Annotated in this window: 10 protein-coding genes; 7 read left to right on the forward strand and 3 right to left on the reverse strand. The window is 70.3% G+C overall.

The genetic code is table 11. The annotated features are described in order from the left end of the window. Window positions 1-21 precede the first annotated feature (21 nt). From ASC91_RS26775 to ASC91_RS26795, 5 genes are all read left to right on the forward strand, one after another. Window positions 22-1,575 (forward strand): MFS transporter, encoded by a 1,554-nt coding sequence (locus ASC91_RS26775; RefSeq protein WP_056204793.1) that lies wholly within the window; start codon window positions 22-24, stop codon window positions 1,573-1,575. A gap of 43 nt (window positions 1,576-1,618) precedes the next feature. Continuing rightward, a complete protein-coding gene (gene xylA, locus ASC91_RS26780; protein ID WP_056204795.1) occupies window positions 1,619-2,935 on the forward strand; it encodes a xylose isomerase in 1,317 nt (438 codons plus the stop codon). Window positions 2,936-2,937: 2 nt separating this feature from the next. Next, window positions 2,938-4,401 (forward strand): xylulokinase, encoded by a 1,464-nt coding sequence (gene xylB, locus ASC91_RS26785; protein WP_056204798.1) that lies wholly within the window; start codon window positions 2,938-2,940, stop codon window positions 4,399-4,401. Window positions 4,402-4,495: 94 nt separating this feature from the next. Continuing rightward, a complete protein-coding gene (locus ASC91_RS26790; RefSeq protein WP_056204801.1) occupies window positions 4,496-6,349 on the forward strand; it encodes a hypothetical protein in 1,854 nt (617 codons plus the stop codon). Between the two features lie 15 nt (window positions 6,350-6,364). Further along, window positions 6,365-8,323, forward strand: coding sequence for a sialate O-acetylesterase (locus tag ASC91_RS26795; protein WP_056204803.1), 1,959 nt, complete (start codon window positions 6,365-6,367; stop codon window positions 8,321-8,323). On the opposite strand, the gene ASC91_RS26800 is transcribed toward ASC91_RS26795, so the two are convergent. The 3 genes from ASC91_RS26800 to ASC91_RS26810 all read right to left on the reverse strand — a co-directional run bounded on the left by ASC91_RS26800 (window position 8,311) and on the right by ASC91_RS26810 (window position 10,640). After that, complete coding sequence (locus ASC91_RS26800) at window positions 8,311-9,126, reverse strand: CPBP family intramembrane glutamic endopeptidase (RefSeq protein ID WP_162247875.1); 816 nt, start codon at window positions 9,124-9,126, stop codon at window positions 8,311-8,313. The two genes, ASC91_RS26795 and ASC91_RS26800, sit on opposite strands and share 13 nt — an antisense overlap. 75 nt (window positions 9,127-9,201) lie before the next feature. Further along, a complete protein-coding gene (locus tag ASC91_RS26805; protein WP_056204809.1) occupies window positions 9,202-9,519 on the reverse strand; it encodes a hypothetical protein in 318 nt (105 codons plus the stop codon). 104 nt (window positions 9,520-9,623) lie between these two features. Further along, window positions 9,624-10,640 (reverse strand): LacI family DNA-binding transcriptional regulator, encoded by a 1,017-nt coding sequence (locus tag ASC91_RS26810; protein WP_056204811.1) that lies wholly within the window; start codon window positions 10,638-10,640, stop codon window positions 9,624-9,626. A gap of 177 nt (window positions 10,641-10,817) precedes the next feature. On the opposite strand from ASC91_RS26810, the gene ASC91_RS26815 reads away from it, so the two are divergent. Together ASC91_RS26815 and ASC91_RS26820 are read left to right on the forward strand one after the other, a co-directional pair. Further along, on the forward strand, window positions 10,818-11,195 hold the full coding sequence (locus tag ASC91_RS26815) for a YciI family protein (RefSeq protein ID WP_056204814.1): 378 nt from the start codon (window positions 10,818-10,820) through the stop codon (window positions 11,193-11,195). 14 nt (window positions 11,196-11,209) lie between these two features. After that, on the forward strand, window positions 11,210-12,436 hold the full coding sequence (locus ASC91_RS26820; protein WP_056204816.1) for an MFS transporter: 1,227 nt from the start codon (window positions 11,210-11,212) through the stop codon (window positions 12,434-12,436). Window positions 12,437-12,444 lie beyond the last annotated feature (8 nt).

A 12,444-nucleotide genomic window follows, 5' to 3' on the forward strand; every position in this document is an offset into this window, starting at 1 on the left:
TAAAACGACACGAGACACCCCATGGCCACCACCCACCAGCCCTTGTCCTTCATGGAGAAGGCCGGTTACAGCTGCGGCGACGCGGCTGCGAACCTGGTCTTCATGTCCATGATCCTGTTCCAGCTCAACTTCTACACCGACGTGTTCGGGTTGAGTGCGAGCACGGCGGCCGCCATCCTGCTGTGGCCGCGGCTGTGGGATGCCATCTTCGACCCCGTCATGGGCGTGCTGGCCGACCGCACCGAGACGCGCTGGGGCAAGTTCCGCCCCTGGGTGCTGTGGACCTCGGTGCCCTGGGCCGTCGTCATGGTGCTGGCCTACACGTCACCCGACCCGGCCTGGGGCTGGAGCACCGGCATGGTGGTGGCCTATGCGGGCATCACCAACACGCTGCTGATGACGCTGTACTCGATGAACAACATGCCCTACTCGGCGCTGGGCGGCGTCATGACGGCGGACCTCAACGAGCGCACCAAGCTCAACTCCTACCGCTTCGTGTCGGTCAACGTCGCGCAGTTCGTCGTGGGCGGTTTCACGCTGCCGCTGGTGGCCAAGTTCGCGCAAGGCGCCGACCGCGCCCACGGCTGGCAGGTCACGATGACGATCTGGGCCGCGGCCTGCCTGCTGCTCTTCATGGTCACCTTCTTCACGACCAAGGAGCGCATCAAGCCCATCGCGCAGGCCAAGTCCTCGCCCAGGCAGGATTTCAGCGACCTGCTGAAGAACGGCCCGTGGATCGCGCTGGTGGCCTACACGCTCTTCCACTTTGCGCTGCTGGCGCTGCGCGGCGGCGCCCACTACAACTACTACCACCACTACGCCGACAAGGCCGCCATGTTCGACTTCGTTGCAGCCCTGGGCCTGACGACGCCCGACGCGGCAGGCACTGGCAGCCTGGCCGACAGCCTGGGCTACATCGTGCACGGCACGCGCGACGGCCTGGCCCAGTCCAACACGGCCGACGTGTTCAACAGCATCGTCAACATGGTGGGCACAGGCACCACCATCGTCGTCATCATGCTGTCGGTGGGCCTGTCCGCGCGCTTCGGCAAACGCACGGTCGCCATCACCTGCTTCGCGCTGTCGACGCTGACTGCCTCCGCCCTCTACCTGCTGCCGCCCACCGCTACCTGGGGCATGGTGGGCCTGGCCTTCCTGGGCTCCGTCGTCTATGCGCCGACCTGCGCCGTCATGTGGGCCATGTATGCCGACGCGGCGGACTACTCAGAGTGGCAGACCGGCCGGCGCTTCACCGGCATGGTCTTCGCCACCATCGGCTTCTCGCTGAAGGCAGGCCTGGCCATCGGTTCGGCGGCCCTGCTGTGGATCCTGGCCGGCTTCTTCGGCTACGACACCCAGCAGGCTGCGGCGCCCAATGCCGTTGAGGGCTACCGCTTCATGTCCAGCATCTTTGTCGGCCTGCTGTTTGCGGCCTGCACAGTCTGCATGCTCGCCAACAAGCTGACCAAGCAGACCACGCTGACGATGGCCGACGAGCTGGCCCAGCGCCGCCAGAAGGCCGGCGCCGGCCCTGATGACGACGGCCCGGCCAATGCCGTACCGGCCACCGCCTGACCTCTTTCACCACCCTTCCCTGATCCCGCAGTAAGGACCCGCCATGAGCACCGCCTATTCCGACCTCCCCACCGTCCCCTACGAAGGCCCCCAGTCCACCAACCCGCTGGCCTACCACTGGTATGACGCCAAGCGCGTCGTGATGGGCAAGACGCTGGCCGAGCACCTGCGACCGGCCGTCTGCTACTGGCACAACTTCTGCTGGAAGGGCGAGGACATCTTCGGCCTGGGAGCCACCGCCCACCAGCGCAACTGGTTCGCCGAGGCTGACGCCGTCACAGCCGCCAAGATCAAGCTGGATGCCGCCTTTGACCTCTTCGGCAAGCTCGGCCTGCCCTACTGGTGCTTCCATGACCGCGACGTGGCCCCCGAAGGCGCGACGCTGGCTGAGTCCAACCGCATCCTCGACGGCCTGCTCGAAGCCGCGGCCAAGAAGATGCAGGATCAGAAGATCGGCCTGCTCTGGGGCACGGCCAACCTGTTTTCCAACCCGCGCTTCATGAGCGGCGCGGCCACCAACCCCGACCCCGAGGTCTTCGCTTACGCCGCAGCGCAAGTGAAGCACGTGCTCGAGTGGACGAATCGCCTGGGCGGTCAGAACTATGTGCTGTGGGGCGGCCGTGAAGGCTACGAGACCCTGCTGAACACCGACCTCAAGCGCGAGCTGGCCCAGTACGGCCGCTTCCTGTCGGCCGTGGTGGAGCACAAGCACAAGATCGGCTTCAAGGGCGCCATCCTCATCGAGCCCAAGCCGCAGGAGCCCACCAAGCACCAGTACGACTACGACAGTGCCACGGTCTACGGCTTCCTGAAGACCTATGGCCTGGAGAACGAGGTCAAGGTCAATCTGGAGGTGAACCACGCCACGCTGGCCGGTCACAGCTTCGAGCATGAGGTCGCGACCGCCTGTGCCCTGGGCATCTTCGGCTCCATCGACGCCAACCGCGGCGACGAGCAGCTGGGCTGGGACACCGACCAGTTCCCCAACAACCACGCGGCCCTGGTGCCGGCCATGCTGGAGATCATCCGCGCGGGCGGCTTCACGACCGGCGGCACCAACTTCGACGCCAAGGTGCGCCGCCAGTCCATCGACCCGACCGACCAGCTCGAAGGCCATATCGGCGGCATGGACACCATGGCCCGCGCCTTCCTGAGCGCGGCGGCGCTGTACGAAAGCGGCCAGCTGGAGAAGGCCGTGGGCGATCGCTATGCGGGCTGGAACGGCGAGCTGGGCCAGAAGATCCAGGCGGGCGCCAGCCTTGACGATTTGGCTGCCATCGTGCACGCCCAGGGCATTTCGCCCGTTGCGCGCTCCGGCCGTCAGGAGCGCCTGGAGAACGTCGTCAACGCTTTCGTTTAAGCATGTTTCTCGGCATCGACCTCGGCACCTCCGAGCTGAAACTGCTGCTGCTGGACGAGCAGCACCACATCGTCGCGACCACCGGCGTCGCGCTGACCGTGCAGCGTCCGCAGCCGCTGTGGAGCGAGCAGGACCCCGCTGCCTGGTGGGCCGCGCTCGATCAAGGCATGGCGCAACTCGGCCAGAGCCACGCATCCGCCCTCGCAAGGGTGCGCGGCATCGGCCTGTCGGGACAGATGCATGGGGCCGTCACGCTGGACGACGCCGACCGCGTGCTGCGGCCGGCCATCCTGTGGAACGACGGCCGCAGCGCCGCGCAATGCGCCGAGATGATGGCCGCCTGCCCCGAGCTGCCGGCCATCACCGGCAACCTGGCGATGCCGGGCTTCACGGCGCCCAAGCTCGCCTGGATGCGCCAGCACGAACCCGAGCTGTTCGCCCGCGTGGCCAAGGTGCTGCTGCCCAAGGACTGGTTGCGCCTTTGCTTGAGCGGCTCCTTTGTGAGCGAGATGAGTGACGCCGCCGGCACGCTGTGGCTGGACGTCGCTCGCCGCCGCTGGTCGCCCGAGGCGCTGGCGCTGACGGGGCTGAACGAGAGCCACATGCCGCGGCTGGTGGAAGGCAGCGACCCGAGCGCTGGCTTGAAGCACGAGTTGGCCGAACGCTGGGGCCTGCGCGCCGGCATCCCGATTGCGGGCGGTGGTGGCGACAACGCGGCCAGCGCCGTCGGCATGGGCGTCGTCAAGCCAGGCCAGGGCTTTCTGTCTCTCGGCACCTCGGGCGTCATCTTCCTGTGCAACGAGGCCTTCAGCCCCAACCCGGCGCGTGCAGTGCATGCCTTCTGCCATGCGCTGCCGAACACCTGGCACCAGATGAGCGTCATGCTCAGCGCGGCGAGTGCGCTGCGCTGGGTGACGCTGCTGCTCAAGGAATCGAGCGAGGCCGAGCTGATCGCCAAGGTCGCCCAGCTCACCCCGGCCCAGCGCGAACGCGCGCCCCTCTTCCTGCCTTACCTGAGCGGCGAACGCACGCCGCACAACAACGCGAATGCGCAGGGTGTGTTCTTCGGCCTCACGCATGAGCACGATGCCGCGGCCCTCGGCTACGCGGTGCTCGAAGGCGTGGGCTTTGGCCTGCTGGACGGCTGGCAGGCCTTGCAGGCCGGCGGTGGCACGGCCGAGTCGCTGTGGCTGGTGGGCGGCGGCGCGCGCAGCGAGTGGTGGGCGAAGTTGCTCGCCTCGCTGCTGAACATCCGCCTCGTCAATGGCGTGGGTGCCGAAGCCGGCGGCGCGCTCGGCGCGGCGCGCCTGGCTTGGCTGGCCTGTGGCGGCAGCGTCGACGAGGTCTGCCGCACGCCCGAGATCGCCCGCGTGGCCGAGCCCGATGCCGCGCTGGCCGCCGAACTGCGCCCGCGTTTTGAGCGCTTCCAGCGCCTGTATGGCGCGCTGCGGGCCGAGTTCAGCTGAGCGTCACTGCCAGGCGGGCGGCTTCGCGCCATGCATCGCCGACACTGAAGCGCTCAGACAACTGATCTGCTCTCACCAGCACCAAGTCCTGCGCATGCGCCCCACCACCGCCTTCGCCGCCCTGCTCCTCGCTTTGCTCGCCGGATGCGGCGGCGGTGGAGGCGGTGCCGCCGAACAGCCCCCGGCCAGCACGCCGGCCCTGCTGACGCCCGAGCTGACCTGGCCCGCACCGGCCGCCATCACCTGGGGCACCACGCTCAGCGCCGCCGAGCTCAACGCCAAGGCCAGCGTGGCCGGCAGCTATGCCTACACGCCGGCCACCGGCAGCCGGCCCGAGGTGGGCAGCCAGACGCTGAGCCTGGTCTTCACGCCCCAGGACGCGACCCGCTACCGCAGCGTCACGCTCAGCCGCCCGTTGCGGGTCGACAAGGCGCGACCGGCGCTGCGCTGGGACGCGCCCGGGGCGGTTGTGCAGGGCGCCGCCGTGACGGCCGCCACCATGGGCAGCGCACCCCGCGCCCTCTACGGCGTGCAGGGCGCGGCCGACCCGGCCTCGTTCAGCCTGCTGGACGGCCGGCCGCTGAGCCAGGCCAGCGCCACACCGGGCAGCACTGTGCTGCGCGCCCGCTTCTTGCCGCAGGACACGGCCCACTACGAGCCCGGCTGGGTGCAGACCCTGCTGAGCGTCAAGCCCGCGGCAGCCACCGCGAGCGTTGACTTCGGCGCGGCGCGCCAGACCATCCAGGGCTTCGGCGGCTCGGCGGCCTGGTACTACACGCCCATGGCCGCCGCCCGCGCGGACGTGCTGTTCGGCACCCAGGGCGATGACGCCCTCGGCCTGAGCATCCTGCGCCTGCGCATCGCCCCCGCGGCCTGGGACGCCACCGCCCGGACCGCCGACACCGGCGCCTGGAGCGCCGAGATGGGCAATGCCGTCGCTGCCCAGGCGCGCGGAGCCCTGGTGTTCGCATCCGCCTGGACGCCGCCCGCCTCGATGAAGCTCGCCAATCCCGAGCGGCGCGACCCGCTGTGGAGCGGGCGGCTGGACCCGGCCGCCTACGCCGCCTATGCCGAGTACCTGAACGCCTACCTGCGCTACGCCACGAGCCGCGGCGTCAGCCTCTACGCGGTCTCGCCGCAGAACGAGCCCGACTGGGACCCGGCCGACTACGAGTCCTGCCTGTGGAATGCCGACGAGCTCAAGGCCTGGATCGCCAACCACGGCGCGGCGGCCGTGGCCGGCACGAAGACGCTGCTGATGGCGCCCGAGTCGCTGAACTTTTCCCCCGCCACCACCGAGGCTCTGCTGGCCGACCCCGCCGTGGCCGCGCGCATCGGCGTCCTCGGCGGCCATCTCTACGGCGGCGTGCCGCAGGCGGCCGAGGGCGCACAGGGCCGTCCCGTGTGGATGACCGAGCACTTCCTGGATTCGGTCAACAAGTCCGGCACGGCCACGGCCTGGGCCACCGGCATCGACGACGCCCTGGCCATCGCGCGCGAGGTGCACGAGGGCTTCACCCTCGGCCAGTACAACGCCTACGTGCACTGGTGGCTGGTGAACGCCAACGACGCCCAGCCCACCGGCCTCATCGACGCCGCCAACCGGCCCAACCACTTTGGCCTGGGGCTCAAGCACTACGCCTACTTCATCCGCCCCGGGCTGCAGCGCGTCGAGGCCACCGCCCAGCCGCTGCCGGGCGTGAGGCTGTCGGCCTACGCCTCGCCGGCCGGCGCCGCCAGCCCGCGCGCCGTACTGGTGCTGATCAACGACGGCAGCCAGCCGCAAACCCTGGACCTGGCCCTGGCCGGCCGCGCGGACAGCAGCTGGACGCCCTATGTCACGACCGCCACCGCCCGTTTCGAGCGGCAGGCGGCCTTGTCCGCCACGGCCGGGCGCCTGAGCCTGACGCTGCCGGCCAAAAGCCTCACCACCCTGGTCACCCCATAAGAACGAGACACCCCGATGAAGAAGACTGTCCTGCTGCCTGCCCTGCTGGCCGTACTGGCCGCCACCGCTCAGGCCGAGGTGCGCCTGGCCCCCGTGTTCGGCGAGCACATGGTGCTGCAGCGCGAGCGCCCGCTGCGCCTGTGGGGCCAGGCCACGCCCGGCCAGACGCTGACCGTCGAGTTGGCCGGGCACCAGGCCCGCACGCAAGTCGCCGCCGACGGCCGTTGGCGCGCGCAGCTGCCTCCCCTGCCCGCCGGCGGCCCGCACCGCCTGCGCGTGCAGGGCGACCAAACGGTGGAGCTGCGCGACGTGCTGATCGGCGATGTCTGGCTGCTGTCCGGCCAGTCCAACATGGAGTGGCCGCTGGCGACCACCGACACCGGGCCGCAGGAGGTCGCGTCGCCGCAGAATCCGCAGCTGCGCCAGTTGCGCGTGCCGTTGCGCGCCAGCCTGCAGCCGCAAGCCGACATCGCGCCCGCCGCCTGGCAGGTGGCCCAGCCCGGCGCCGTGGGCGAGTTCAGCGCCGTCGGCTACCACTTTGCGCGCCAGATGCAGGCCGTGCAGGGCGTGCCCATCGGCCTCATCAACACCGCCTGGGGCGGCTCCCATCTCGAGACCTGGGTGCGCCGCGAAGCGGCCCTGCGCGACCCGGACCTGGCGCCGGCAGTCAAGGCCCTGCCGGCCGACGAGAAAGCCTTCGCCCGCGCGCGCCGTGAGCGCATCGAGGCCGCGGTCGCGGCCTGGCAGCCGGGCCTGCCCTGGCAGGGCGTGGACGCCAGCGGCTGGTCGGCCGCCGCCGACATCGACACCGCCTGGCCGACGCTGCAGGCGCCGCAGGTCTGGGAATCGCAAGGCCTGCCCGACCTGGACGGCATCGTCTGGATGCGCCGGCGCATCGAGCTCAGCGCCACGCAGGCGGCCGGCGCCGCGCAGCTGCACCTCGCCAAGGTCGATGACTGCGACGAGGTCTGGGTCAACGGCCAGCGCGTTGGCGGCCAGTGCGGCTACGACCAGCCGCGCCGCTACGAGCTGGCGCCGGGCCTGTTGCGGGCCGGCGCCAACTGGATCGCCGTGCGCATCACCGACACCGGCGGCGGCGGAGGCTTCCACGGCGACGCGGCGGCCTTGCGGCTGGACACGGCGGCCGGCAGCCTGCCGCTGGCCGGCGCCTGGCGGGCGCGTGTCGAGCAGGCCAGCGCCAACACCGGGCCCACGGCCAACGACGCGCCCACGCTGGCCCACAACGGCCTGATCGCACCGCTGCAGGGCCTGAGCGTGCGCGGCGTGCTCTGGTACCAGGGCGAGAGCAACACCGGCCGCGCAGCCGCCTACGCCGACGGCTTCAAGCGGTTGATCCAGGACTGGCGCGCCCAGTTCCAGGCCCCCGAGCTGCCCTTCCTCTTCGTGCAGCTGGCCGCCTTCCTGCCGCTGGCCGACAACCGGCCCGGCCACGGTGGCTGGGCCGAACTGCGTGAGGCCCAGGCCGCCGCGCTGGCCCTGCCGCACACCGGCATGGCGGTCGCCATCGACATCGGCGACGCGGCCGACATCCACCCCCGCAACAAGCGCAGCGTCGGCCAACGCCTGGCCGCCCTGGCCATGCATGAGCTGGGCCTGCGCCCGTCGCCCGCCACGGGGCCGCGCCTGACCGGCACCGAGGTGCGCGGCAATGAGCTGCGGCTGCGTTTTGCGCAGACCGCCGGCGGCCTGCGCACGGCCCGGGCCGGCGAAGCCTTGCGCGGCTTCCTGCTGGCGGGTGCCGACCAGCGCTGGCAACCGGCCCAGGCGCGGCTGGAGGGCACCGATGTCATCGTGTTGAGCAGCCCGGCCGTGGCCGCACCGGCGGCGGCGCGCTACGCCTGGGTCGACAACCCCAGCGAGGCCAACCTGATCGGCGGCGACGGGCTGCCGATGGCGCCTTGGCGCAGCGACAGCTGGGCGCTGGAGACGCAAGGCCGGCGCTACCCCGACTGAGCAGCGGAGAGCCGTCGGCGCTTGATCGAGATCGCAAGCGCGATGCACACGAGCAGGAAGGCACCGTCCATCAGCAGCATCGTGCTCAGCTGCTCGCCCGCCGTCCATGGCCGTGGCGAGAGCGGTGCCAGCAGCGTCTTCACGGTCGGCGGATCAGTCAGCAGCAGGTCCCGCGTCCAGTTCACCGCGGCGTGCACGCCCGCCGCCGCGGGAACGCTGCGCCAGCGCACGAACACCAGCCCGAACAACAGCGAGCCCACCGTGGTGCCCAGCAGCGCCACCTGCCAGGGCCAGCCGTTGACGACATGGAACACCGCGAACAGCAGCGCGGTGAAGAGCTGCGCCTGCCAGTGGCCCCATCCAGCGATGAGCCGCTCGAAGCTGTAGCCGCGGAACACGAGCTCCTCGACGGCGTTGCCGCACAGCAGCCAGAGCAGCGACCACGCCGCCATTCCTACGCTGAAGCGCGGATTCCACGCCCAGGGAAAGGGCAGCGCGAGCCGCATCACAAGCGCGATCATCACGATGAGCAGCGCCCCGGCCACGAACCCGGCGACGAGCTGCCCCAGCCGGCGCCATGACGCATCGAGGCCGAGCACCGCAAGGGAGCGCCCCTCGTACCGCAGGAAAAGATGGCTCAGCGCGACGACGGCCGCGACCAGCACGATCGGATGCCCGACACCGAGGAGATTCGGCACCGCCCAGATCGGCGCACAGATCAACAGGAACAGCAGCGCCCGACGAATCGATGTTGAAGGCGCCAGCGGCGCAGGACTTCCAGGCGGGAACGGGAAGGTGGTCATTGAAGCCTGTCGAGGAGCGTGCGATACCCAGCGGTCCATTTGACCGCCTGCCAGGCACCGCCGTCGATGACGGCCTCAATGATGCGTGCGTGCCGCAGCGTTGCGCTTGCGGGTCTCGGCGCCCTTCTTGGCCGACGCCGATCGCTCGGCCGCCGTGCGGCTGGCCGCGGCCTTGCCACCCAGGCGGCCACCCTTGCGCGAGGGCTCGTGGTTCTCGGGCTGGCCGCGACCGGAGCCCGACTTCTTGCCGCCGCCGGTCTCCTTGTTCACCGTTGCCCAGGCGCGGGCCTCGGCTTCTTCCTTGGGCACGCCGCGGTGTTCATAGCCGCTTTCGATGTGCTCGGCCTGGCGTTTCTGCTTGTCGGTGTACGACGATTTGTCACCTCGGGGCATGGCGGTCTCCGGGAGTGGAAAGCTCCCACCATGCGACGCTGAGGTTCGCAGTGTTGTAGGACGCTGTGCCAATTACATCCGTTGGCCATGCAGGCGCCATGGCTTCAGACAAAGCGCGTCGACAACCTCACCACCAACTCGGGTTCGGGCGCGACGGCCCTGGGCCGGCGATGCGCCAGCAGGTCCAGCATGGCCGCGGCGGCGCGGCGGCCCAGTTCGGCCGGCGACAGGTTGACTGTCGTGCGCGGCGGGCAGGCATGGGCCGCGGCCAGCACGTCGTCGAAGCCGACGACAGAGACGTCCTCGGGAATGCGCAGGCCGTGCCGGTACAGCGCCTGGGCGGCGCCGGTGGCCATCTGGTCGTTGGCAGCGAAGAGGGCCGAGAACTCGATGCCGCGGCGCAGCAGGTCTTCCGCGGCGCGCTCGCCGCTGGCTTCCTGGTAGTTGCCCCGCTGCACCAGCGCCCGGTCCAGCGCAATGCCGGCCTCCTCCAGCGCCGCCCGGTAGCCCTGCTCGCGCTCCAGCGCATCCGGGTGGGTCGGGTCGCCGGTGATGTGAGCAATGCGCCGGTGGCCGCGCTGCAGCAGATGCCGCGTCGCGGCGCGGGCGCCCTCGAAATCGTTGGAGTGCAGGCTGTGCAGGCCCGGTGCCCGCAGTTCCCGGCCCGTGGCCACGACCGGCAGCTCCAGGGCCAGCTCGGTCAGGAAGCGGTCGTCCAGCGTGCCGGTCAGCACGATGATGCCGTCCACGCGGCGTGCCTTCAGCGACTGCACGCAGCGCTCCTCTTCGCGCCGGTCCCAATGCCCGCTGGCGACGACGAGGCCATAGCCAGCCTTGGACAACGCCTCCTCGACGCCGCGCAGCGTCCAGGCATAGCAGGGGCTCTCGAAGTGCTGCACGACGATGCCGATGGTGCGGGAGCGCCCATCGGCCAGCGCCCGCGCGATCGTGTTGGGCACGAAGCCCAGCCGCGCGATGGCCGCGAGCACGGCGTCGCGCTTTTCGGGGCGCACATGCGGCGCGTTGTTGATCACGCGCGAGGCCGTCGTCGTCGACACGCCGGAGGCGTCGGCCACCATGCGCAGGGTGGCGGCATGGGAAGAGGGAGAGTGACTTTTCATCGAACCATCAGACAGAAATGACAGCGTTGTCAACTGGTGTGCAATCGTGCATCAACATCTGCAATTGAGCAAGCGCAGAGGTCGGGCCAGATCGCTTGTCGATTTCACGGGTCGTCGTTCGTCGTGGGGTGAGACGGCGGAATTCTTCTGCCGCACCCTGCCTCTGGAGACCCGACCATGCGATTCCTTTCGATGATCCGCGCCGACGAAACTACCGGCCAAGGCCCCACCGAGCAGTTGATGGCCGACATGGGCCAGCTGATCGACGAGCTGACCCGCTCGGGGCAGCTGGTCAGCACCGCCGGGCTGCGGCCCTCCTCGGAAGGCGTGCGCGTGCGCCTGCACCGCGACGGCCAGCTCTCGGTGGTGGACGGCCCCTTCACCGAGACCAAGGAGGTCATCGCCGGCTACGCCATCTTCGAGGCGCCCTCCCGTGCCGAGGCATTCGAGCTGACCCAGCGCTTCCTGCGTCTGCATGGCACCGGCTGGGACCTCGCGTGCGAACTGCGCCAGATCGACGGCCCCGGAGAGGGCTGCACCCATTCAATTTCCTGAAGAAAGGACCGGCCATGCCCTCCTGGTCAACGTCCCTGCGCGAGCACTACCGCTGGATCGTCGTCGCCGCGGGCGGCCTGCTCGGCTGCGTGGCGATCGGCGCGCTGTTTTCCCTGCCGGTGCTGCTGCGGCCCATCGCCCTGGACACGGGCTGGTCCACCACGGGCATCTCCACCGCCATGACGGTCGCCTTCGTGGCGCTGGCCGTCGGCAGCATGTTCTGGGGTGCCCTGTCCGATCGCGTCGGCCCGCGCCTCGTGGTGGTGACGGGTGCCCTGCTCCTCACCGCGGGCCTCGTGCTGGCCAGCCTCGCCACCTCGCTCGTGGCTTTCCAGCTCTGCTTCGGTGCCATCGTCGGCGTCAGCGCGGCGGCGATCTTTGCGCCGCTGATGGCCTGCGTCACCGGCTGGTTCGATACGCGGCGCAGCCTGGCCGTGTCCCTGGTCTCGGCAGGCATGGGCATGGCACCGCTGACCATGTCGCCGCTGGTGGCCTGGCTGGTGCAGGGCCACGACTGGCGCAGCACGCTGCAGATCGTCGCGGCGCTGGTGGCCGTCATCATGCTGCCGGCAGCGATGCTCGTGCGCCGGCCACCGGCGCTGACGGCGGCCGCCACTACACCGGGCCAGGCGCAGGAACCCGGCATGTCGGTCGGCCAAGCGGTGCGCTCGGCACCCTTCCTGATCCTGGTGCTCACCAGCTTCCTGACTTGCGCCACGCACTCGGGCCCGATCTTCCACACGGTGAGCTATGCGGTGACCTGCGGCATCCCGCTGATGGCCGCGGTGTCGATCTACAGCCTGGAGGGGCTGGCGGGCATGGGCGGCCGTCTCGTGTTCGGGCTGCTCGGCGACCGCTTCGGCGCCGCGCGCACGCTGGTGCTGGCCCTGCTGGCTCAGGCGGTGGTCGTGCTGGGCTATCTGTATGCGCGCGAGCTGAAGAGCTTCTACACGGTAGCCGCCCTGTTCGGCTTCACCTACGCCGGCGTGATGCCGCTGTTCGCCGTCATCGCACGCGAGAACTTCCCGCTGCGCATGATGGGCACGGTGATCGGCGGCACCACCATGGCCAGCAGCATCGGCATGGCGCTGGGGCCGGTGCTGGGCGGGCTGATCTACGACTCGTTCTCGAGCTACGCCTGGCTCTTCATCGGCGCATTCGCACTGGGCATGGGCGCCTTCCTGTCGGCGCTGATGTTCATGCGCCTGCCACGGCGGCCGTTTGCTGCGGCGGCGGCCTGAGCGCTGCG

Source organism: Pelomonas sp. Root1237 (genome assembly GCF_001425055.1).
GTDB lineage: Bacteria > Pseudomonadota > Gammaproteobacteria > Burkholderiales > Burkholderiaceae_C > Pelomonas.